19 protein-coding genes are annotated in these 21,033 nt (G+C 70.6%); 12 read left to right on the forward strand and 7 right to left on the reverse strand.

Translation table 11 applies throughout. The features are described 5' to 3' along the window. Nucleotides 1-148: 148 nt before the first annotated feature. Together ACFQ79_RS05885 and ACFQ79_RS05890 are read left to right on the forward strand one after the other, a co-directional pair. On the forward strand, nucleotides 149-883 hold the full coding sequence (locus ACFQ79_RS05885; RefSeq protein ID WP_383579590.1) for a dienelactone hydrolase family protein: 735 nt from the start codon (nucleotides 149-151) through the stop codon (nucleotides 881-883). Nucleotides 884-1,522: 639 nt separating this feature from the next. Continuing rightward, a complete protein-coding gene (locus ACFQ79_RS05890; RefSeq protein ID WP_383579591.1) occupies nucleotides 1,523-3,262 on the forward strand; it encodes a lysyl oxidase family protein in 1,740 nt (579 codons plus the stop codon). A gap of 108 nt (nucleotides 3,263-3,370) precedes the next feature. Here the strand turns inward: ACFQ79_RS05890 and ACFQ79_RS05895 are convergent, their stop codons facing one another. Beyond that, the gene (locus ACFQ79_RS05895; protein ID WP_383579592.1) at nucleotides 3,371-3,628 is read right to left on the reverse strand and encodes a hypothetical protein; all 258 of its coding nucleotides are present in this window, start codon (nucleotides 3,626-3,628) and stop codon (nucleotides 3,371-3,373) included. 286 nt (nucleotides 3,629-3,914) lie between these two features. Here ACFQ79_RS05895 and ACFQ79_RS05900 point away from each other — a divergent pair, with 286 nt between their 5' ends. Continuing rightward, a complete protein-coding gene (locus ACFQ79_RS05900) occupies nucleotides 3,915-4,334 on the forward strand; it encodes a hypothetical protein (protein ID WP_383579593.1) in 420 nt (139 codons plus the stop codon). Nucleotides 4,335-4,530: 196 nt separating this feature from the next. On the opposite strand, the gene ACFQ79_RS05905 is transcribed toward ACFQ79_RS05900, so the two are convergent. Further along, complete coding sequence (locus tag ACFQ79_RS05905) at nucleotides 4,531-4,692, reverse strand: hydrophobic protein (RefSeq protein ID WP_328485351.1); 162 nt, start codon at nucleotides 4,690-4,692, stop codon at nucleotides 4,531-4,533. A gap of 368 nt (nucleotides 4,693-5,060) precedes the next feature. Then, nucleotides 5,061-5,834 (reverse strand): DUF5709 domain-containing protein, encoded by a 774-nt coding sequence (locus tag ACFQ79_RS05910; protein WP_383579594.1) that lies wholly within the window; start codon nucleotides 5,832-5,834, stop codon nucleotides 5,061-5,063. A 481-nt stretch (nucleotides 5,835-6,315) separates the two neighbouring features. On the opposite strand from ACFQ79_RS05910, the gene ACFQ79_RS05915 reads away from it, so the two are divergent. Further along, on the forward strand, nucleotides 6,316-7,533 hold the full coding sequence (locus tag ACFQ79_RS05915; RefSeq protein ID WP_383579595.1) for a PP2C family protein-serine/threonine phosphatase: 1,218 nt from the start codon (nucleotides 6,316-6,318) through the stop codon (nucleotides 7,531-7,533). A gap of 208 nt (nucleotides 7,534-7,741) precedes the next feature. Further along, nucleotides 7,742-8,683: an SMP-30/gluconolactonase/LRE family protein gene (locus tag ACFQ79_RS05920; protein WP_383579596.1), complete on the forward strand. Its 942-nt coding sequence runs from the start codon at nucleotides 7,742-7,744 to the stop codon at nucleotides 8,681-8,683. A 183-nt stretch (nucleotides 8,684-8,866) separates the two neighbouring features. On the opposite strand, the gene ACFQ79_RS05925 is transcribed toward ACFQ79_RS05920, so the two are convergent. Further along, nucleotides 8,867-9,889 carry a formylglycine-generating enzyme family protein gene (locus ACFQ79_RS05925; protein WP_383579597.1) on the reverse strand — a complete coding sequence of 341 codons (1,023 nt, stop codon included), beginning with the start codon at nucleotides 9,887-9,889 and terminating at the stop codon, nucleotides 8,867-8,869. A gap of 80 nt (nucleotides 9,890-9,969) precedes the next feature. Between ACFQ79_RS05925 and ACFQ79_RS05930 the strand changes: the two genes are divergently transcribed. The 3 genes from ACFQ79_RS05930 to ACFQ79_RS05940 all read left to right on the forward strand — a co-directional run bounded on the left by ACFQ79_RS05930 (nucleotide 9,970) and on the right by ACFQ79_RS05940 (nucleotide 13,890). After that, nucleotides 9,970-10,539: a PadR family transcriptional regulator gene (locus tag ACFQ79_RS05930; protein WP_383579598.1), complete on the forward strand. Its 570-nt coding sequence runs from the start codon at nucleotides 9,970-9,972 to the stop codon at nucleotides 10,537-10,539. Next, nucleotides 10,536-12,299 (forward strand): sulfatase, encoded by a 1,764-nt coding sequence (locus ACFQ79_RS05935; RefSeq protein ID WP_383579599.1) that lies wholly within the window; start codon nucleotides 10,536-10,538, stop codon nucleotides 12,297-12,299. The genes ACFQ79_RS05930 and ACFQ79_RS05935 overlap by 4 nt, the downstream gene beginning before the upstream one ends. Before the next feature lie 223 nt (nucleotides 12,300-12,522). After that, nucleotides 12,523-13,890 (forward strand): MFS transporter, encoded by a 1,368-nt coding sequence (locus ACFQ79_RS05940; protein ID WP_383579644.1) that lies wholly within the window; start codon nucleotides 12,523-12,525, stop codon nucleotides 13,888-13,890. Between the two features lie 27 nt (nucleotides 13,891-13,917). Here ACFQ79_RS05940 and ACFQ79_RS05945 read toward each other — a convergent pair whose 3' ends face one another. Then, on the reverse strand, nucleotides 13,918-14,541 hold the full coding sequence (locus ACFQ79_RS05945) for a DJ-1/PfpI family protein (protein WP_383579600.1): 624 nt from the start codon (nucleotides 14,539-14,541) through the stop codon (nucleotides 13,918-13,920). Between the two features lie 87 nt (nucleotides 14,542-14,628). Between ACFQ79_RS05945 and ACFQ79_RS05950 the strand changes: the two genes are divergently transcribed. Further along, nucleotides 14,629-15,966, forward strand: a complete 1,338-nt coding sequence (locus ACFQ79_RS05950; protein WP_383579601.1) for a PLP-dependent aminotransferase family protein — start codon at nucleotides 14,629-14,631, stop codon at nucleotides 15,964-15,966. Nucleotides 15,967-16,063: 97 nt separating this feature from the next. Here ACFQ79_RS05950 and ACFQ79_RS05955 read toward each other — a convergent pair whose 3' ends face one another. Beyond that, nucleotides 16,064-16,687, reverse strand: a complete 624-nt coding sequence (locus tag ACFQ79_RS05955; protein ID WP_383579602.1) for an NAD(P)-dependent oxidoreductase — start codon at nucleotides 16,685-16,687, stop codon at nucleotides 16,064-16,066. 72 nt (nucleotides 16,688-16,759) lie between these two features. Further along, a complete protein-coding gene (locus ACFQ79_RS05960; protein WP_383579603.1) occupies nucleotides 16,760-17,587 on the reverse strand; it encodes an inositol monophosphatase family protein in 828 nt (275 codons plus the stop codon). A 113-nt stretch (nucleotides 17,588-17,700) separates the two neighbouring features. On the opposite strand from ACFQ79_RS05960, the gene ACFQ79_RS05965 reads away from it, so the two are divergent. From ACFQ79_RS05965 to ACFQ79_RS05975, 3 genes are read left to right on the forward strand one after another with little or no spacing between them, the layout of a single operon-like run. Beyond that, nucleotides 17,701-18,666 (forward strand): LysR family transcriptional regulator, encoded by a 966-nt coding sequence (locus ACFQ79_RS05965; protein WP_383579604.1) that lies wholly within the window; start codon nucleotides 17,701-17,703, stop codon nucleotides 18,664-18,666. Nucleotides 18,667-18,718: 52 nt separating this feature from the next. After that, entirely contained in the window at nucleotides 18,719-20,347 is a 1,629-nt protein-coding gene (locus ACFQ79_RS05970) for an acyltransferase (protein ID WP_383579645.1), read from the forward strand. Continuing rightward, nucleotides 20,347-20,946 carry a hypothetical protein gene (locus tag ACFQ79_RS05975; RefSeq protein ID WP_383579605.1) on the forward strand — a complete coding sequence of 200 codons (600 nt, stop codon included), beginning with the start codon at nucleotides 20,347-20,349 and terminating at the stop codon, nucleotides 20,944-20,946. Before ACFQ79_RS05970 ends, ACFQ79_RS05975 begins: the two co-directional genes overlap by 1 nt. Nucleotides 20,947-21,033: the final 87 nt, after the last annotated feature.

Raw genomic sequence — 21,033 nt, forward strand, 5'->3', positions numbered from 1 at the left:
CGGTGACCCGGTGCTCCTCTGAGCACCGAACGGGCCGATGCGAGCCCGAGGTTCGAGCAAGGCCCCGCCGCTGCGGCTGCCGCCGCGCGGGCGCCGCCTCCGTCGTGTTGATGACAGGTTCCACACATCAACCACGACAGGAGGATCCATGCCCATCAAGATGCTGCGCATCGCCACCGCCGACGGCGAGGCCGACGCGTTCGCCGCACTCCCCGACGACGGCGAGCGGTACCCGGGCGTGCTCATGTACGCCGACGGCTTCGGCATTCGCCCGGTCCTCGAGGAGATGGCCCGCGAGCTGGCCGCGCACGGGTACTACGTGCTCGTCCCCAACCTCTTCTACCGGCACGGCCCGGCACCGGTGGTCGAGCTGCCCGAGTTCATCGGAGCAGAGGCCCGGCCGGCGATCTTCGCCGAGCTGATGCCGCTGATCGAGGCGCACACCATCGAACGCGTCCTGAGCGACGCCGACGCCTACCTCGGGTTCCTCACCGCCCAGCCCGAGGTCCACCCGGGCCCCGTCGCGGTGACGGGGTACTGCATCGGGGGCCTTCTGGCGATGCGGACCGCCGCGGCCCACCCGGACCGGGTGGCGGCCGTCGCCGCCTTCCACGGGCCCGTCGGCGCCGACGGGCCCGACCTCTTCGGGAAGATCACCGCCAAGGTCCATCTCGGCCACGCCGAAGGCGATCTGACACCCGAGGGCCTCGTCGCGCTCAACCGGTCCCTGGACGCCGCCGGTGTCGACCACACCTCCGAGATCTACCCCGGCACCGTCCACGGCTTCACCATGGCCGACACAGACACCTACAGCGGCTCAGGACTGCAGCGGCACTGGGACCGTCTGCTCCCTCTACTGGGCCGCGCCCTGGCCGACGGCTGAGGACCCTGCGCGACCGCTGCCCTTGAGCCGAACGGCCCCGCTCCGACAGGGCGGAACGGCCCCGCTCCGGCAGGACCGGCCGGCGCCGGGCGAGGCCGGAGCCGTGCGCGCGGGCGGGCAGGGGAGACGTATCACCTGGGCAGGTGCCCGCCCCACCGCGTCGGGCGGGACGGGTCCCGCGGCTCAACCCGCGGGCCGCGTCCCGCCCGTTCCGCGCAGGTCCACTCCCCGGCTGTGGTCGTTCGGAGCCACGGCGATCTGCCGGGATGTCATGTGCCGTCTCCGGCCGCACTGTTCGGTGTCCCGGCCGGCCGTGGGGTGCCCCACCGGGTGACCTCGCGCCGTGCCCGAGCAGCGGCTGGCGCTTTCGGGCCACCGGACGATTTCTCGGCGCTTTTCGCACGGAGTCCTCTTTCCCGTGGTGAGGTGCCACTTCGACAGCCGTATTCCGCTTTGGGCAGGGGAGCGTCTTCCGGCCAACATCGTGATGTTTCAGCTCTCCGGACAACCGGACGTCCGATGCCTTCCTCTCATAGCTCGGGTGCACCGAGCGCCCCGCACGCGTGAGCCCCGGGGCGGAGACGTCCCGCCGGGCCGCCGCCGATCTGCTTCCGCACAGCTCCGGAGGACGAGAGAACGATGAGTACGACGCGCACCAACCGGCTACGACGGCCGATGCTCGTGGGGACCACGGCTGTCGCCGCCGTGGCAGTGACAGCCGGCTTCATGGCCGCCGCGCCGGACCGGGCGACGGCCGCGACGGGTCCCAAGCTGAGCCTCGTCGCGGCGACCGGCTCGGTCACTCTCACCTCGTGGAAGGAGGAGCCGGGCGTCTACCTGGACCTGGGCACGTACCTCACCGCCGAGGGAACGCCGCTGGAGCTGAAGGTGACCCGGAAGTCCTACAAGGACCCGGTGACCGTCACCCAGACCGTGTTCGAGGGCGGCAAGAGCAAGGCCAAGACGCTGCCCCTGGGCACCGTGAAGGACTTCTCCGGACTGCCGGGCTTCGCCGAGATCACCATCACGGACAAGAACGGCAAGGTGGTCGCCAACCGGGCGGAGAGCTTCTGCCCGAACAACGCCAGCGGACGGATCCGCCCCGACGCGCCGGCCACCTCCAAGTATCCGGAGAGCTGCCCCACCAACCCCTTCACCCTCGGCTCCGTATGGGGCGTCGAGAAGGGGTGGGCCGCCAACACCTACGGCGGCTCCTACACCGAGCCCGTGAAGCTCGCCGCGGGCACGTACACGGCCAAGGTCAGGGTCGCCAAGAAGTACCGGGACCTCTTCGGCATCGCCGACAAGCCCGCCTCGGTGAAGCTCACCGTCGAGGAACGCAGCTGGGAGAACGGCCGGTCGGCCGCCGCCGGGGAACACGCCGGACACGGCTCCGCGCACCAGGCCCCCTCCGCCCACGCCGGGCACGGAGCGGGACACGCTCCGACCCCCGCCCAGGCAGGCGCACCGCAGACCAGCGGCGCGGGCCCCTCGTACAACGTGGGCCACGGGCCGCTGAAGGCCGCGCCCCCGGCCCTGCCGTGGGCGCTGAAGGTGCAGCAGGCCGGGCGCGCCGGCTTCCAGGCCGCCGGGGACACCCCCGGGCAGACCGACGGCTCGCGCAAGGCCTCTGCCCTCACCCCGCGGTCCGCGCGCCCCACCGGGGCCCCGTCCGTCCCGAACGTGCCCAAGCCCGACCTGCGGTCCCTGCCGGCCTACGGCATCACCATCAGTGACGGCGGCGCCCAGGACATCCCCGGCAAGGACTACCTCGCCTTCAGCGCGAACGTCTGGAACGCCGGCCCGGCCCAGCTCGTCGTGGACGGCTTCCGCTCGCCCGGCAAGGCCAAGATGGACGCCTACCAGTACTTCTACGACGCCCAGGGCAAGCAGGTCGGCTACACGCCCACCGGCACCATGGAGTGGGACCCGCGCCCCGGCCACGTGCACTGGCACTTCACCGACTTCGCCAGCTACCGGCTGCTGAAGGCCGACCAGAAGGAAGCGGTCCGCAGCGGCAAGGAGGCCTTCTGCCTCGCCAACACCGACGCCGTCGACTACACGGTGAAGAACGCCAACTGGCACCCGAACAACACCGACCTGTCCACCGCCTGCGGCCAGGAGAACTCCATCTCCGTCCGCGAGGTACTGGACGTCGGCTCCGGTGACACCTACACCCAGGACCTGCCGGGCCAGTCCTTCGACATCACGGACCTGCCCAACGGCACCTACTACATCCAGGTCCTCGCCAACCCCGCCAAGCGGCTGAAGGAGACCAACCTCGACAACAACAGCGCCCTGCGCAAGGTCGTTCTCGGCGGCACCCCCGGGCGGCGGACCGTCACCGTCCCGGCCCACGACCTCGTGAACGCGAACTGATCACAGGTCGCTCCCCGCACTACCCGCCGAGCCGGCCCATCGGGCCGGCTCGGTCGTCATCCGGAACACCACTCCGGTCTCGCACAACCCCGGATCGGCGGCCAGGACTCAGCAGTTCTCGCTGATCACGCTCTCCAGGTCCGACAGTGCCACGCGGTCGTCCTCGATCTTCTTCTCCAGCTGTGCCAAGGCCTGCTCGAGGGCACTGATCTGTGCCTGGTCCGGGTTCGCCTCCGCCTTCAACTCGGTGATCCTCTTCCTGAACTCCTCCGCGCGCTCCTCGCTCTTGTCGATGCTCTTCGCCTGCTCCTTGGCCACGCGCTTCATCATCTGGCAGCCGGACTCCGCAGCCGGTGGAGGGTTCATCCCGCGCTCCTTCGTCGATGCGGCCCGCCGTCGGGGCCACTGGCGGCCAGTATCGAAGCCTCGGCCCGCCCGAACCCGGCGAAGTAGCCCGTCCGGACCAGCGTCCGCCGGCCCCGTCGGCGGGTGGCGGCCGACGAGGCCGCTGTGACCGGGACGGCCCGACGGCCGGGGCCCGGCGCAGTCGTCTGCGCCGGGCCCTGACGCCGCACGTCGGAGGAGATATGCGGTCGACGGACGGAAGCCGCTGGAGCACCATGCGGAGCAGCGGTCGACGATGTGGAGCACGATGATCACCCAGGGTGTGACGGTAGAAACGCGATGCGATGCCTGCGGTGGGGTGCTGACTCGCGACGTCGGCCAGTTCATCGATCGCGGACGCCTGTGGTGGGGGACTGAAGGGGCCTGCCGGTCATGCCCTCTCGCATGGTGCGAGGAGGACAGCGGCGGCGAGACTCCGGAAGAGATACGCCAGGCACTCCTGTCCGAACACGGACCTGCCCGGCTCTGGCTGATCGCGCCCGAGACAAGTCCGGTGGCCGTCCTGCGAGCCCTGCGCGAGGTACACGGCGTGACGCTCGCGCAGGCGAAGGCCTTGGCGGATGACTTGAAGACGACTGGGCTGACGGGAACCTTGGTCGAGATGGAACTCGTCGCCGCCAGGCTGCGGCAGCGCTCCGTCATGGCGGCGGTGGAGGCGGAGCCGTGATCGGGACGCGGTCACCTCAGGGCGGTGGGCAACCACGAGGGCTTCCTCGCGGGCCCGCAGCGGTGTGCCACCCCCGCCCTGCCATGGTCCGGGCCTGTCCTCTACGCGACGACGCCCGCGGCCGCCCCCTTGCGGGCGGTCACGGGCGTCGTCGTGTGCGGGCGAACCGCCGGGCAATGCCGACGGATGCCCGGCGCTACCAGCGGTACCAGCGTCCGCCACCGCCGCTGGGACGGGCCACGAAGCCGATCAGCCACAGGACCAGCACGGCGATGGCGACCCACCAGAGAACCTTCAGTGCGAATCCCGCGCCGAAGAGGAGCAGGACCAGAAGCAGGACGAGAAGCAGGGGAACCATGGATATCAACCTCCGAGGGTTCGCGTGCCCCCGCTTTCGCCCCGTACACCCATGCGTGCACGAAGTCGTCGGACGGCTCCCGTCCACGCGGCCACGCGGGCCAGGGAACACCACAGGTGAGAGGGGAACGCGGCGCGGGGGTGGTGGGCGCTGCACGAACGCCACGGAAGCGACTCCTCCGCGGGCCGTCGCTCTCCTCCGCGAACCTCACGACGTGCGTCGCGTACGTGGATGAGTAAGCGGTCGTGTCCCGCCCTGCCGCAGCCCGCGCAGACGGGCACCGATCACTCGACCGGCCGGTACCGTCGCCCGTCGCCCGTCGCCCGTCGCCCGTCGCCCGTCGCCCGTCGCCCGTCGCCCGTCACCCGTCACCGAGTCCCGTCATCGGACGGCGTCGCCCGCTCGCTGTTCTCGTCCACCGCCGTGTCGACGTGCATCGCGGCCTCCTCGGCGGGCGCGGATCCGTCGTCCAGACCCACGTCCCGGGCGACGGCGTGGTCATCGCGACCTGGCGGTGTGTCGACCGGTGCGAGGCGTCCGGCCCGGGTGGCGCCCGCCTGTTCGTCGACGGGTTCCCCGGCGCCTCCCGGGAGGTCCCCGATGCCGTCGTCCTCCGGCGGAGGCTCCCCCGGAGCGTCGGGCATCTCCTGGGCGAGACGCTCGTCGAGTGATTCGCCCTCCTGCTGTTCCCGTTGGGTGGTGCCGTGCCGGGTGACGCCTCGGGGGCGCTCGGGCGGGGAGTAGCCGGGAACCGCCAGGTCGTCGATCGCATCCGTCATGAGCGCGTTGTCGGGGTCGAGATCAGCCGAGTGGCCGGCGGCGTCGGAAGGGGCGGGCTGATACACGTCGTCACCGCGGGCGTCGTTCTGTTCCGGCTGGTCACTGCCGCTGTTCGCGTGGGACTCGTTGCGTGCCATGGCTCGTTCCTTCAGTGGGGTGGGCGGGTGGGCGTCCTGGCCGTGGCCGGGCCGCCCGGTGGCGAGGACGATCGCGTACACGAGGGGAAACAGGGCGCACGCGACGACCAGCGACCAGATGACCACCATGGGCCCTGCCGCTCGGCCGTGCAGCGCGGGCAGCACCTTCTCGCGGCAGGCGGTGAGGACGTTCTCGTGCTCCTGCCTGATCTGCCCGACGTACACCCTGGGCGTTGGCCCACCGAGGGAAGCGGTCGGAGACGGCCAGGCGGGTGAAACCCGCGTCCGCCGCCAGGCGCGCCCGGCGCCTGCCGACCGCCGGCGCCGTGCCCCGGAGGAGACGGGGCTGCCGGGGCTGGTCGACCTGTCGCGCACACCGGCGCCGACCCGGCAGGGGCGGTCCTGTGGAGGGTGCGTACGAACACGTCCGCGACCATCAGCCGGTCCGACGGGATCGCCGTCGACGGGTGACGGCCGGAGTGACGTCGGACCGGACCATCGTGCCGCCGACGTGCTGCCAGGCCCGGACCACGCCCGAAAGGGAGGGCCGTCGTTCGACCGAGTCGTCCGACGCCGCTCCGGGGACCCGCTCGGCGTGTGCACGCGACAGCGGACCGCGAGTGTGTAGCGTCCGAGTGGAGTCGGCCTCCTGCCGCACAGCGACGCTGACGTGGCCTCGGCCGGTCGCGAGATACAGGAGGCTGGTGTGACGGGTGGGCGGATCGTGCTGGCCGAGATCCTGGCGGCGGCGGAGAAGGCCGCACCGGCGGACTCGCTCGATGTCGTGGCGCGCGATCTGCTCGACCGGTTCGGTGCCCGGTACGTGTCGTTCCTGTGTGTCGACCTCGACCTCGACCTCGTCGGCAGGCGCCTGTTGCGCGTCCACGACACCGCGGCCGCACACCAGGAGGAGCGAGCGGCGCAGGTTCAGCTCTCCGGCACCGGGGTGTACGACGAGGTCCTGCGCGGTCAACGACTGGTGCTGGTCCCGGAAGGCGAGCAGGGGCAGCGGGTGCTCGCCCCGGTGACGCACCGCGGCGACATCATCGGAGTCCTGGAGGTGTCCCTCGACAGCGCACCCCTGGACATGCTGGAGCAGGTCGAGGTGGCCGCCCGCGCCCTGGCCTACGTCATCGTCACCGACCGCCGGTTCACCGACCTCTATCACTGGGGAAACCGCACCGCGTCGGTCAGTCTCTCCGCGGAGATCCAGCGCCAGCTCCTGCCGTCGGCCTCCTGCTGCGAAGCCCTCCAGTTCACGCTGGCCGGCGCCCTGGTCCCGGCCTTCGACATCGCCGGCGACACGTACGACTACAGCGTCGACGCCCGCACGCTCCACCTCTCCGTCACCGACGCCATGGGCCACGACGTGAGCGCCTCCCTCATGGCCACCCTGCTCGTCAACGCCTCTCGCGGAGCCCGCCGAGCCGGGGAGGACCTGGCCGAACAGGCCCGCCAGACGCACCAGGCCCTCCTCCACCACGGCCGCCACTCCCTCGCGACCGGCCAGCTGCTGCGCATCGCCCTCGATGGATCCAGCAGCCGGCTCGTCAACGCCGGCCACCCATGGCCACTGCGGCTGCGTGACGGGGTGGTCGAGGAACTGAAGCTGAGGGTCAACCTCCCGTTCGGCATCGCGGAGCAGGGCGCCTACCAGGTGCAGGACGTCGACCTGCGCCCCGGTGACCGCCTGCTGCTCTACACCGATGGGATGCAGGAACGAGACGCACGGACGGTCGACCTCCGCGCCCTGTTGGGCGAGACCGCGTCCGAGCATCCACGCGAGGTCGTACGCACCCTCGTCGGGGCGGTCTCCGACGCCTACGGAGGCGGGCCTCCGAAGGACGACGCGACCGTCCTGTGCCTGGACTGGCGCGGCCCCTGGGGAGGACGGGAGACGGGTCCCGGGGCCGCGCAGCCCTGAGGAGGCGGCCTGCGCCGGATCCGGTACTCCCGACGGAGGCGGGCAGACCGCTCCGCTCTGCGATCGGGGCATGGCGCGGGCCGGTGTCTGGGGCGTTGGGGTGGCCCGGGCTCGGCCGGGCGGCGTGGTTCCCGCATCGTTCGGTGCTGCTTCCTATGGTCGGGGCAGGTGCGGCAGCGGGCCGGCCGCTCAGATCTGATGGGGAGCCATGGCACGTACGACGACAGGGTCCGGAGCGGTGACGTTCGCGCCTTTCAAGAGGCGCGCCTCGCGCCGATGGGCCCGTCGGCTCGCCGCCGCGGCGGGTCTCGTGGCACTGTGCACGCTGCCCACGACGACGGCGGGCGCGACCCCGTCGCCGGAAGACCGACCCTCCGCACACGCACCCCTGTACGTGTCCGACTACGGCAACAACCGGGTCGTCGCCCTGCCCGCGAGGGGCGGCGACCAGACGACCCTGCCCTTCGAGGGCCTCGTACGGCCGACCGGCATGGTCGGGGACGAGACGGGCCGCCTCTACGTGTCGGACACCGGCAACAACCGTGTGGTCGTGATGGCAGCGGACAGGAGCGGCCAGTCCACCGTCCCCACCGACGGCCTGTCGCGCCCCCTGGGGCTCGCCCTGGACCGGGCGGGGAGTCTCTACGTCGCCGACAGCTTCAACGACCGGGTCGTGAAGGTGTCCCTGGCCGACGGCACCCAGACCACCGTACCGACCACGGGGCTGCTGCACCCCTGGGGGCTGGCGCTGGACGCCGCCGGGAACCTGTACGTCTCCGATTTCGTCAACGACCGCGTCGTCAAGGTGGCCGGCGACGGGAGCGGCCAGTCCACGGTCCCCACCGTCGGTCTCTCCCAGCCGACCGGACTGGCACTCAGCGCCGCGGGGGATCTCTACATCGCCGACAGCGGCAACAACCGCGTGGTGAAGGTCGCGGCGGGCGGCGGCCAGACCACCGTCCCCACCAGCGGCCTCAGCGACCCGCTCGGGCTCGCGCTCGACGGCTGCGGCGGCCTCTACATCGCCGACGGTTTCAACAAACGGGTGGTACGCGTGCCGGAGACCGGCGGCGGCCAGACCACCCTCCCGGCCAACGGCCTGAACACGCCGACGGGCCTGGCCTTCCTGCCTACGGACACTCGCCGCTGAGGCGGGCGTGCGTCGGCCTGCGTCGGTCTGCGCGACCCCGAACCTGAGGGCGTGCCCGATTCGGCCGGGTCCGCAGGACCATCGCAGTGGCGGGGTCCGGCTCGTCGTCGGTGACGTGCGATCCGCGAGGCGTCGGGCCGTGACGCGAACGGCGACTAGGTCGTTGGGGCCGGCCGACCGTGGTCAGCGCAAGGACGGGTTCGCGCCGCCCGGGGACGGCGGGCCGCCGCCCGCCGTCGTCGCTGTGCGAAAGCCACAGTTGCCACTGCTGGAGGAAGGGGTGTTGGCCGAGCGGGCGGCTACCCGGTAGCGGTGGCAGTAGGAGTCGTGACACAGGTAGGAGCCGCCCCGCACGACCCGTCGGGTTCCCTTCTCGGGGCCGCGGGGGTCCTGACGTGGAGACCGCGTGTAGGAGTCGGCGGCGAACCAGTCGGCGCACCACTCCCAGACGTTGCCGCTCACCTCGTACAGGCCGAAGTCGTTCGGGGGGTACGAGCGGACCGGAGCGGTGGCCAGCCATCCGTCGGCCCCGGTGTTGGCGTAGGGGAACGGCCCCTGCCAGATGTTGCACTGCCACCGGCCGTCCGGGGTCGGTTCATCGCCCCAGGAGAAGCGCCTGCTCTCGTGTCCGCCGCGGGCGGCGTACTCCCATTCGGCCTCGGTCGGCAGCCGCCGCCCCGCCCACGCGCAGTAGGCCGTCGCGTCGTCCCAGGACACGTGGACCACGGGGTGGTCCGGATCGGCGTCGGACAGCGGGCCGTGCGGGTGGCGCCAGTCGGCGCCCCGGACCCGGAGCCACCACGGCACGGAGGGATCGGCGCCGAGGATGTCGCTCCGCTCGGCTGCGGCGGCGAGGTGGAAGACGGCCGAGTTCCCCTCACGCTCGGCCACGGTGACGTACCCGGTGGCTTCCGTGAACGCCGCGTACATGGCGACGGTCACCGTCGTGACGTCGATCGAGAAGGAGGCGATCCGGACTTCGTGGACCGGGCCTTCCCCGTCGTCGGGGTAGCCCTCCCCGAAGGCGTCACCCATGAGGAAGCGCCCACCTGGCAGCCGCTTCTCGTCGTGGGCGGGTGGCGCCGGAGTCGGGGCCAGGGCCTGAGCCGGCGCCTGGGCCGGAGCCGGAGCCGGAGCCGGAGCCGGAGCCGGAGCCGGAGCCGGGGCGATCGGACCCGCCTGATGTGAACTTTCGGCTTCAGGCATGCAACAACGCATTGACGAGCCCCTGTCTCAAGGATATGAATGGCCGCACATAGGAAACATTGCACATAGGAGCTGGGTCTGTGAAGTTGGAGTACGTCCTCCTCTCCTTGCTGGCGCAACGGCCCCACAGCGGCTACGACCTGCGCAAGTGGCTGGACACCGAAGGGCAGTTCCTGTGGTCGCGGGCGCACCACAGCCAGATCTACCGGGCGCTCCGCGCCATGGAGTCGGCCGGCTGGGTGGCCCACCAGGTCGATCCGCGCGAAGGCCGGCCGGACGCCAAGGTGTACCGGATGACCGAGGCGGGGCGGGAGGCCCTCCTCGCCTGGGTGCGCAGCCCGTACGAGCCGACCAGCCGTTTCCAGGAGGTCGACTTCGTCGCCCGGTTCTCGATCACCGTCCCCCTGGACCGCGAAGCCGCCGTACGGCTCGTGCGCACCGAACTCGACTACCGGCGCGAGCAGATCGCCCGCAACCGTGACCGGGATCGCGTGCTCCATTTCGAGGACCCCATCCCCGAACTCGACCAGGAGCTCACCCGTCAGGTTCACGAGGAACTGCACCGGCTCGGAGCCCGGGCCGTCGACCGGTGGGTGGAGTGGCTTGAGCGCATGGAGCTGCGCCTGACCGAAGGGAAGCCCATCCGATGAGGGCGATCATGGTGATGTTCGACAGCCTCAACCGGCGGATGCTGCCGCCGTACGGTGGCGACTGGACACACGCCCCGAACTTCGCCCGGCTCGCCGAACGGACGGTGACCTTCGACAACGCGTACGCGGGGTCGATGCCGTGCATGCCGGCCCGCCGCGAACTGCACACCGGACGCTACAACTTCCTGCACCGCAGCTGGGGACCGCTGGAACCCTTCGACGACTCGATGCCCGAGCTGCTGAAGCAGAACGGGGTGTACACGCATCTGGTCAGCGACCATCCGCACTACTGGGAGGACGGGGGCGCCACCTACCACGGCCGGTACAACTCCTGGGAGTTCTTCCGAGGCCAGGAGGGCGACCCGTGGAAGGGACAGGTGGCCGACCCGGAGATCCCCGAGGACCTCAAGCGGATGCGCTCGGCCGTGTACCGCCAGGACTGGGTGAACCGGCCCCACATGGCCACCGAGGACCGGCACCCCCAGACGCTCACCTTCGACGCCGGTCTCGAGTTCATCCGCACCAACCACGCCGAGGACCGCTGGTTCGTACAGATCGAGACCTTCGATCCGCATGAACCGTTCTTCAGCCACCAGCGGTACAAGGACCTCTACCCGCACGCCTACGAAGGACCGCACTTCGACTGGCCCGACTACAAGCGGGTGGTCGAGACGGACGACCAGGTCGCGCACGCCGGGTTCGAGTACGCCGCCCTGCTCTCCATGTGCGACCACTCGCTGGGCCGGGTCCTCGACGCCATGGACGCGTACGGCCTCTGGGACGACACCTTGCTGATCGTCAACACCGACCACGGCCTGCTGCTCGGCGAGAAGGGCTGGTGGGGCAAGTCCGTCCAGCCCTGGTACAACGAGCTCGTCCATCTGCCCCTGTTCGCCTGGGATCCACGCTCCGGCGGCGCGGGCCGGCGGTGCGACACCCTCGTACAGACCATCGACCTGGCCCCCACCCTCCTCGAGTACTTCGGCGTCGAGCGCCCGGCCGACATGCAGGGCGCGCCCCTGTCCGTCGCGGCGGACACGGACGTGCGCGAGGCCGGCCTGTTCGGCATCCACGGCGGGCACGTGAACATCACCGACGGCCGGTACGTCTACATGCGCGCGCCCGTCGGCGCCTCCAACGCCCCGCTGGAGGAACACACGCTGATGCCGACGCACATGCGGGGCCGCTTCACGCCCGCGGAGCTGGCGGACGTGGAACTCGCAGAACCCTTCGGCTTCACCAAGGGCGTCCGCACCCTGCGGATGCCGGGCCGCACCTTCGTCAACCCGTACCACCACGGCAGCCTGCTGTTCGACCTGCACGACGACCCCGAGCAGCTCGCTCCCCTCGTCGACGACGAGGTGGAGCTGCGGCTCGCGACACTGCTCGTGGAACTCATGCGGAGCACCGAAGCCCCGGCCAGCCAGTACGAACGGCTCGGGTTGCCCGCCGAGGGCGCGGTGACCGACGCGCACCTGCTCGTACGGGCCCAGCGTGGCCAGGCCGAGAGCGCGGCCGTGCCGCTGCCGCGCATCGAGGACTACCCGCAGGGACGGCTGTCCCTGCGCACACCCGTCGCGACGCTCCTCGGCGACCCGGTGGCAGGGGACATCCTCAAGCGGCACCTGCCCGGGATCGCCGACTCCGAACTCCTGCAGTTCCTGGGGCCGACCCCGCTGATCGACATCGCCGCGATGGCGGGCGGCATGCTGCCCGCCGAGAAGCTCCGGCTGGTCGCCGAAGAACTCGCGAAGCTCTGACGCGCCGACCGGTCGGGATGGCCGGTCGGAATGGCCGGACCGGACCGGTCGGGATGACCGGCTCGGATGACCGGCTCGGATGACCGGTCCGGAACACCGGTCCGGAAGACCGGGATCGCACGTCGGTACACAAGGCCGGTGACGGGGCTGCAACCCCGTCACCGGCTGACACCCCTCTCTCACAACTCCTGCGAAGAACGATGCGAAGAAAAGAGGTGGCGTGATGCCCGAGCTTATCGAGGATCCCTCCAGAACCACGAAGGACCCGACCGGCACCACGGTGAAGGGCCGCTGGCGGCAGCTCTCCCTGCTCGGCGGCGCCTTGCTCGTCGACAACACCGAGGCAAGCCTGATCAGCGGTCTGTTCCCGGTGATCCGGCAGGCGCTCGGCGTCTCGCTCGGCGCGCTGGGCATCCTGACCGCCGCCGGAAAGACAGTCGGCGTACTGGCCGGGCCGCTGTGGGTGTGGGTCGCCCAGCGCTGGTCCCGCAAGGGCGTCCTCGTCCTGGCCACCGGATTCTGGGGAGCCTTCGGCATCGCTGCAGGATTCGCCCAGAACTTCACCCAGCTGCTCGTCCTGTGCACCGTTCTCGCGGCCGGCTACGCGGCCGCCGGACCGATCGCCACCGACGTCGTCGGGGACCTCTTCGACAGCAGGACCCGGGGCCGCGCCTTCGGCATGCTGTACGGCGGCCTCGCGCTGGCCTCCTCGGTCTTCGCCGCCCTGAAGGGGCAGCTCGCGGGGGTCGAGGACGGTTGGCGATGGGGCCTGTGGACGATCGGGGCGATCAACGTCCTGTTCGGCATCGCCCTGTGGATCTGGCTGCGCGACCCGGGGCGCGGAGCGTCCGAGCACCAGCTCGCCGACCTCGAACGCACGGTGCGCGAGACACAGACCAGGGTGACCCGCCGGCAGGTCGCGGCCCTGTTCCGCATTCCCAGCTTCGTGATCCTCCTCGGCTCCCGGCTGCTGTCGGGACATCTCCTGGTCGGCACGTTCGGCGTGATCTTCCTCGTCGACGCGTACGGCTTCTCCGTACAGGTGGCGTCCCTCGTCCTCCTCCCGATGGGGATCGGATACTTCGCCGGCACGCTGCTGGGCGGCTTCCTCGCCGACTGGTCCTCCCGGCGCAGCCCGCGTCACGGCCTGGTCGCCGTCCTCCAGGCCGCCCAGTTCACCTTCGGGCTCGTCGCGTACTTCGGCACCCAGGTCGACTACGGGGGCATCGGGCTGTTCGCCCTCTTCTTCGCTCTCATGGGCCTGACCCAGGGCGTCAACCCCGGTGTCAACCGGCCCATGGTCATGGCCATCACGCCGCCCGAACTCCGCGGCGCCGCTTTCGCGATCTACATCACCGTCTTCGAAGCCATCGCCTGGGCCGCGTTCAGCCTCGGCGCAGGCTTCCTGGGCGACGCGGTGGGCCTGCGGGTGGTCTTCCTCTGGGTCCTCGTCATCCTGATGGCGGTCAACGGAGCCTTTCTCACCCTCCTGTACCGGACGTACGCCAGGGACGTCACCCGCGTCCAGCGCGAACTCGACCGGCGACGGGCCGAAGCCCTCGCGGGGGGAGGGGCGGAGCGAGGAGCCTGAGAGTGCGAGGCGCCTGAAACCGACGTGTCAGGCGAGTGTTCCTGCAGGGGCGGGGAGGTAGGGGGTGATGTTGCGCCAGGCGCGGTCGACGTACTCCTCCTTCTCGCCGACGGGGGCGACGTAGTGCAGCGCGCTCTCGGCGGCATCGTGGCCCTGGAGGCGGGTGATGATCCAGGCGGCGAGGTACTGCGAGGCCAGGCAGCCGCCGGCGGTGGCGATGTTGTCCTTGGCGTAGAAGGGCTGGTTGAGCACCTCGACGCCGGCGGCGACGACCCAGGGCTTGGTGGTGAGGTCGGTGCAGGCGGGGACGTTGTCGAGCAGACCGAGCCTGGCCAGCACGAGCGCGCCGGAACACTGCGCCGCGATGAGTTGGCGCGAGGGGTCCAGGCCGCGCAGGACCTTCATGATTGCCGGGTCTTCGACCACCTCGCGGGTGGCGATGCCGCTGCCGACGATGACGGCGTCCGTGGCGCACGCCTCCTCGAGGGTGGACATCTGCTCGATGACGACCCCGTTCATCGAGGTCACCCTGGGGCTGGGGGTGGCGATGGTGACGCGCCAGCCGTCGGTCTTGACGCGGTTGAGGACACCGAGCGCGATCAGGGAGTCGAGCTCGTTGTAGCCCTCGAAGGTGAGGATGGCGATGTGCACGGCGGGCGTCCTTCCGGGTGGGTGGCTCTGACCGTAGGGACTCGCGAACAGGACAGTCAAAGAATTGTCATGGATACAATTCGGCGCATGGCAGCCCCGCGCTACAAGCACCTGGTCGACGGCCTCGCATCCGACATCCGGTCGGGGCGGCTGGCCGCCGGTGCGCGACTGCCGACCCACCGTGCTCTCGCCGCCCGCGAGGGCATCGCCGTGGTGACAGCGACGCGGGTGTACGCGGAGCTGGAGGCGATGGGTCTGGTGAGCCGCGAACAGGGCCGCGGCACCTTCGTACGCGACATCACGGTTCCCGCCGGTCATGGCATCGACCAGCAGGTCGTCGCCACGGACGCGGTCGACCTCAGCTTCAACTATCCCTCCCTGCCTGGCCAGGCCGACCTCCTGCGGCAGGCCCTGCGGGAGGTGGCCGCCTCCGGCGATCTCGACTCGCTGCTCCGCTACCAGCCCCATCGAGGGCGTCCCCAGGACAGGGCCTCGATCGCGCGGCACCTGGCGCGCCGAGGCATCACCACGGACGCGGACCGGATCGTCATCGCGGGCGGTGCTCAGCACGGCCTGGCCATCACCGTCATGGCCACGCTCAACGCCGGCGACGTCGTCGCGGTCGACGCACTGACCTATCCGGGGTTCAAAGTGCTCGCGCATGCCTTTCAACTCGACCTGGAGCCCGTTCCCGTCACCGCCGGCGGTCCGGATCTCGATGCCCTGGAGAAGCTGTGCGCGACCCGCCCCGTGCGCGCGATCTACACGATGCCCACCCTGCACAACCCTCTGGGCTGGGTCCTGCCGGAGGCCGACCGCGCCCGCCTGATCAAGATCGCCCGGCAGTACGGCCCCCTCGTCATCGAAGACGCCTCGTACGCCTACCTGGCTGAGGAGCCGCCACCGCCGCTGGCCGCGACCGCGCCGGACATCACCGTCTACGTCTCGGGACTCTCCAAGAGCGTCGCCACCGGCCTGCGCGTCGGCTTCGTCGTCGCCCCGCCGCCCCTGCTGCCGGCGCTCGAACGCGCGATCCGGGCCACCACCTGGAACACCCCGGCCCTCACCACCTCCATCGCCTGCCGCTGGCTCGACGACGGAACGGTCGACCACCTGGAGGCGCAGAAGCGAGGCGACGCCCAGGCGCGCCAGGCTCTCGCCGGACGAGAGCTGGCAGGCCTACCCCTCGTCAGCCACCCCTCGTCCTACTTCACCTGGCTGCCGCTGCCCGACGACGCACGGGCCGACCGTCTGACGGCCACCCTCGCCCGTCAGCACATCTCGGTGTCCACGGCGGAGCCGTACGCCACCTCGCCCCACCCACCACAGGCACTTCGCCTCGCGCTGGGCTCCACCGACCTGGACCGCCTCCGGACGACGCTGCGCACCGTGCGACAGGTCGTCCTCGAAGACGCCTGCACCTGATTCACGCGTGATCTGTGGAGGCCGCCCTCTCCCCGGACCCGCGATCGCGATCGCGGACACCAGCCGTCAGCCGTCAGCCGCCAGCCGGCGGGCTGCGTCAGTGGCTGTCGAACAGGGCGACGGTGTCGGCGTCGGTGAAGCGAGGGGACTCGGCTTCCGCGAGCATCAAGGCGGCGATGCCCGCGCGGGGCGTCATGGGAGGCATCATGCGCGGCGCGTAGTCGGCGGCTCTGACGAGCCGTCCGTTGCCCTGGTAGGGCTTGTTGTTCAGCGGTCCCGCGTGGACGGTGGTGCCGCCGGCGTCGCGCACGGCGCGGCCGGCGGCATCCTTGGCGTCCCACTCGTGACGCAGGACGCGCTTGAGCAGCGCGCCGTTGAAGGCACCGAGTGCTCCCCGTGTGGCTCCCATGCCGAGGGAGGAGAGCCAGATGACACGCGGTGCGGCGTCGGCGATCTGGCGGGCGCCTTCGGTGAGCACGGTCGGGTCCTGCTTCTTGGTGATGCCCAGGCCGCTGATGACGACGTCGGCCTCCGCGACGGCGTTCGCGACACTTCCCGGGAGGGTGACGTCAGCCTGCACGACACGCAGGTTCCCCGAGGCCGGGATCTCGACCCGTTCCGGTCGACGGGCGAGGGCGATGACATCGTGGCCACGCTCCAGGGCGCGTGCAACCACCAGGCGGCCGGTCTGGCCGGTGGAACCGAGTACGGCGATCTTCACAACAGACTCCACGAGTTCGGCAGGGATGAAGCGGGGCCGTGGCCGGAAGGCCCGGACCGAGGGGAGGCCGGGTCAGCTCAGGCCGGTCAGCACGTCGACGGTCTGCGTGTGGATGCCGGGGGCCGAGGCGAGGAAGTCCTCGCTGGCCAGGGTCCACGGCTCACCGCGGGTGTCCGTGACCTGGCCGCCGGCTTCGGCGACCAGCAGGGCGCCGGGCAGGAGCCCGGAGCGCACGTCGGAGAACTGCCAGAAGGCGTCCATCCGGCCGGCGGCGACGTGGATGAGCTGCATGGTCGCAGGCACCGAAACGCGGACGACCAGGGAGGCGAACAGCATCGCGGTCACCGAGGCGCCCATCCGCCGCAGCGCCCCCGCCGTCTCACCGGGCTTGGCCTGACCCGTGCCCACCAGGGCCGCCTTGAGGTCGGTCTTGGGGGAGATCCGCAACCGCTCTCCGTTGAGGAACGCACCCTGCCCCCGTACGGCGGTGTAGAGGTCACCGGTCAGCGGGACGTGGACCACCGCCAGCACGGGGATGTTGTCGCGTACCAGAGCGGCGGTCACCGACCACTCGCCCATGCCGTGGATGTGGTTGATGTTGCCCTCGGCGGTGTCCACGACCCACCACTCGCCCTCCGGCAGGACACCGCCGGCCAGTTCGTCCTCCGCCCACTGCGAACCCGGGCGCGCCGCGAGCAGCGGCTCCTTGACGACGGCGAGGATCGCCTCGTCGTTGGCGTGGATGTCACGGACGATCTCTTCGAGATCACCGGGGCGCGCCTCGGTGTCGAAGCGCTTGAGCAGGTGCCGGCTGCCGCGCTTCACCGCGGCGACAGCACTCTGCAGGACGGTCTCGAGGTCGGTGGCGGGGAGGCCGTGCGCGGTGAGGGACACACTCATCGAAAGCTCCTCAGCGAGGTGGAATGTCGCGACCTTGTGGTTGCTCGCTTTCGAAGTTACGAGCTGGCATCATTAACTTCAAATGCAAGCTAGCTAAGGCTGGATTAACCCAGATGCAACTGGATTTGAATCTGCTGATCGCCCTCGACGCACTGCTGGAGGAGGGCAGTGTCACGGCCGCCGCAAGCCGCCTGCACGTATCGGTCCCCGCCATGAGCCGCACGCTGGGCCGCATCCGAAGGGCCACCGGCGATCAGATCCTGGTGCGCACCGGCCGCACCATGACGCCCACGCCCCGAGCGCTGGCCCTGCGGGCATCGGTGCACGACCTCGTGCAGCAGGCCCACCGACTGCTCTCCCCGCACACCGAGGTCGATCCGGCCTCGCTGACGCGCACCTTCATCCTGAAGTGGCACGACGCATTGGCCGCCGCAGCCGGCCCCGCACTGCAGCGGTCGACGCGGGCGGAGGCCCCCGGCACCCGTCTGCGCTTCCTCGCCGAGGCCAGCAGCGACATCCAGGATCCGCGGCGCGGGGACATCGATCTGGAAGCCGGATCCAGCAAGCCCTCCACTCCCGAGATCCGGCACGAGATCGTCGGCCACGACCGGCTGATCCTCGCCCTGCGGCCTGAACACCCGCTGGCACAGGGCGAGATGACGCTGGCCGACTACGCGGCGGCCGAACACGTCACGGTCTCGCGGCGCGGGCGGCTGTGGGACCCCATCGACGACGAACTGAAGGCTCGCGGCCTGCGCCGTCAGGTCGTCGCCGCCGCCCCCACCCATGCCACCGCCCTGCGGTTCATCAGCCACGACGACCTGCTCGTGGCCGTCCCCGAATCCGTCAGCCGCCCTGACCTGGACGCTCTCGGCCTGCACACCCGGCCCCTGCCACTGGACATGCCCGGCATCCCGATCTGTCTCGCCTGGCATCAGCGCTACGACAACGACCCCGCACACGCCTGGCTCCGCGAGCATGCTCGTACGGCGCTACGCCGCGCATGCGGCGCGTCAGCCTCCGTGCCAGGTGCCGAGAATCTCCCGCCGCATGCCGAACCGGCACCGGCCGCGTCCTGAGCGCCCTCTTCTATGCGGATTCCGTATGGGAGTCGGTAGGGTTGCGGCTGTGATGGGTACGGAGGAGGTTCTGAGGCTCACGGTCGCGGCGTTGATGGCGCTGGCGGGGGAGCGGCAGAACGATCTGGCTGTGGCGTTGGGGCAGTCGCAGGCGCAGGTGTCCCGGAAGCAGGGCGGCCGGGCGCACTGGTCGTTGGAGGATGTCGACCTCCTTGCCGCGCACTACGGCATGCATGTGCTCGATCTGTTGGCAGGGCCCACGCATGCGGCCGGTGTGTTGCACGGCTCCCTCGACAGTCTCCGGCCGACCGGAACGCCGAAGCACCGGCAGGGAGCGCAGCCGTCTCCGCTCCCTGCGGGTGCTTCGGCGGCCGCTGCCGTCGAGGACGGGGCTGCCGACGTGCAGGCCGTCCTGGTGCCCGCTGTCGCGGCGCAGCCCTGTGTACTGTGCGGGCAGCCGACCCCGGACGAACTCGAGGGCTTCCCGCAGCACTTGAGCGCCGAGGAGTGCGCGGCGGCCGTGGCTGCCGCCGGCGCCCCCAGGCCCGTCGCTGCCCCGGTGCAGGACTCTCCCGAGTCCGCACCTGCTTCCGAGCCCCTGCCTGCGCACGCCTCGGATTCCGGGGGCGCGCTCCTTCCTGAGCCCGAGGGCGATCTCCCGGCGCCGGCCGACTCCGCGCCGACAGCGCCGGCCGCCGCCGGGCTGAGGCGCGGCGCGCCCGCGTATGCTGCCGCGTCGCTGGTCGAGGAGATCTCCGATCGCGTCCACGAGGTGCTTGCGGCGGCAGACTCCGGCGACATGGAGGCCGCCCAGGTCGAGCTGATCAAGATGGCCATTCCGGACGTGATGAGGCTTCTGAAATCGTCGCGGGTGGGCGGCCGGTACGAGCATTCGGAATTCCCCCCGACGCAGGACGTTCTGCGGAAGCGGTCCCAGAAGGGGGCGGACGAGATCTGGGAGGGCCGCCCGAAGTGGCGGAATGCCGGGCTCCTCGCGGCGGCGAAACGAGGCGAGAGCATCGAGGTGACCGCCCTCGACATGAATGCCGCCTATCTGTCCGCGCTGAAGTGCTGGCTGCCGATCGGGCAACTGAAGGAGGACACCAGCGGCGTCCATGACCGCAAGAAGGCCGGTGTCCACCTCATCACTCCTGCCGACTGGGACCACACCGACCTCCCCAACCCCTTGGGCAATCGAGTGGAGCCGGGGGAGTTGTGGGTCAGTGAGTCGACACTGCGTCTGCTGCTCGACTGCGCCCGCCAAGGCCTCAGCGACGCCCCGGTGATCCACCGCTCCCTGGTGTCCGGGGCGACGGAAGCCCTGCTGGAAAAGCTCCGTCGCGCGCTCGCCGAATCCCGCAGAACCGCTCTCGCGGAGGGCGATGAATTGACAGTGGCGTATGTGAAGGCCATGTACTCTAAATTCGTGTCGACCATCGGTGAATCGTCCGCGAACCGTGAACTGCGTCGCCCGGACTGGATGCACATCATCAGGGCCAAGGCATTCGCCAACCTGTGGATGAAAGCCCACAAGGCGCACAAGGCCGGTCTTCAGGTCGTTGAGATCTCCGGCACCGACGAACTTCACGTCGTCGGCGACTGGCGCCCCGTCTTTCCCGAGGGCCGCGATCTGAACCAGGTCAAGGAGAAGGCGACCTACATCCTCGGAGGTAAGCGCTGATGGCCGGCTCGCCGGACCTGTGGTCCCGCTGGGGAGAATTCGGCAAGTTCAACTCCCGGGGAATGAAGGGCGGTGAAGCACTGATCCTCGAGCTGAACCGGATCGTCTATTCTTCCGGCATCTCCTCCCCTCTCAGCTCCAAGCGAGGCCTCAACGCCCGCCTGCGCTACCTCGACAGCCCCGCGGGCCGCGCCGCGCTGAAGGACCAAGGCGTCACCGCCCGTACCCTGCGCTCCTGGATGCGGGGCAAGTCCGTTCCCACCGCGGCGAACCGGGAGCGCATCGACAGCGCGTACTGGCACCGCCGGCGCGAGAACCTGATCCGCTCCGGCTGGCTCACACGCCACCTCGACAACAAGGGCCGCGGTCGCCGCATGGAGATCTACCCCGTCGACCAGAGTCATGTACCCGCCGAACGATCCCGCCCCACCCTCCAGCAGCGGTCCATCACCGTCCGCTACATCTGGGGCGACCTCGTCGACGCCTGGGCCGCCCAAGACGCCGGCACCGTCGACGAGATCTGGGACGACGTCATCAGCGACCTCGACTCCGACTACAACGCCTACGCCCATGTCTCCTCGGTCGGCATCGGCGCCTGACTCCTTGCCGTTTGGCCCATGTCCTGGGGCTGGGAAGGGCGGCAGGGCCCTGGGGGCGACGCGTTCGCCGCGTCGATCGCCGTCACC

The sequence above is a fragment of the Streptomyces sp. NPDC056480 genome, from assembly GCF_042795405.1.
Lineage (GTDB): Bacteria > Actinomycetota > Actinomycetes > Streptomycetales > Streptomycetaceae > Streptomyces.

What these genes read in the sequence shown, in the direction of transcription:
- ACFQ79_RS05885 (WP_383579590.1), top strand. Translation starts at nt 149, where the DNA reads ATGCCCATCAAGATGCTGCGCATCGCCACCGCCGACGGCGAGGCCGAC.
- ACFQ79_RS05890 (WP_383579591.1), top strand. Translation starts at nt 1,523, where the DNA reads ATGAGTACGACGCGCACCAACCGGCTACGACGGCCGATGCTCGTGGGG.
- ACFQ79_RS05895 (WP_383579592.1), bottom strand. Translation starts at nt 3,628, where the DNA reads ATGAACCCTCCACCGGCTGCGGAGTCCGGCTGCCAGATGATGAAGCGC.
- ACFQ79_RS05900 (WP_383579593.1), top strand. Translation starts at nt 3,915, where the DNA reads ATGATCACCCAGGGTGTGACGGTAGAAACGCGATGCGATGCCTGCGGT.
- ACFQ79_RS05905 (WP_328485351.1), bottom strand. Translation starts at nt 4,692, where the DNA reads ATGGTTCCCCTGCTTCTCGTCCTGCTTCTGGTCCTGCTCCTCTTCGGC.
- ACFQ79_RS05920 (WP_383579596.1), top strand. Translation starts at nt 7,742, where the DNA reads ATGGCACGTACGACGACAGGGTCCGGAGCGGTGACGTTCGCGCCTTTC.
- ACFQ79_RS05925 (WP_383579597.1), bottom strand. Translation starts at nt 9,889, where the DNA reads ATGCCTGAAGCCGAAAGTTCACATCAGGCGGGTCCGATCGCCCCGGCT.
- ACFQ79_RS05935 (WP_383579599.1), top strand. Translation starts at nt 10,536, where the DNA reads ATGAGGGCGATCATGGTGATGTTCGACAGCCTCAACCGGCGGATGCTG.
- ACFQ79_RS05940 (WP_383579644.1), top strand. Translation starts at nt 12,523, where the DNA reads ATGCCCGAGCTTATCGAGGATCCCTCCAGAACCACGAAGGACCCGACC.
- ACFQ79_RS05950 (WP_383579601.1), top strand. Translation starts at nt 14,629, where the DNA reads ATGGCAGCCCCGCGCTACAAGCACCTGGTCGACGGCCTCGCATCCGAC.
- ACFQ79_RS05960 (WP_383579603.1), bottom strand. Translation starts at nt 17,587, where the DNA reads ATGAGTGTGTCCCTCACCGCGCACGGCCTCCCCGCCACCGACCTCGAG.
- ACFQ79_RS05965 (WP_383579604.1), top strand. Translation starts at nt 17,701, where the DNA reads ATGCAACTGGATTTGAATCTGCTGATCGCCCTCGACGCACTGCTGGAG.
- ACFQ79_RS05970 (WP_383579645.1), top strand. Translation starts at nt 18,719, where the DNA reads ATGGGTACGGAGGAGGTTCTGAGGCTCACGGTCGCGGCGTTGATGGCG.
- ACFQ79_RS05975 (WP_383579605.1), top strand. Translation starts at nt 20,347, where the DNA reads ATGGCCGGCTCGCCGGACCTGTGGTCCCGCTGGGGAGAATTCGGCAAG.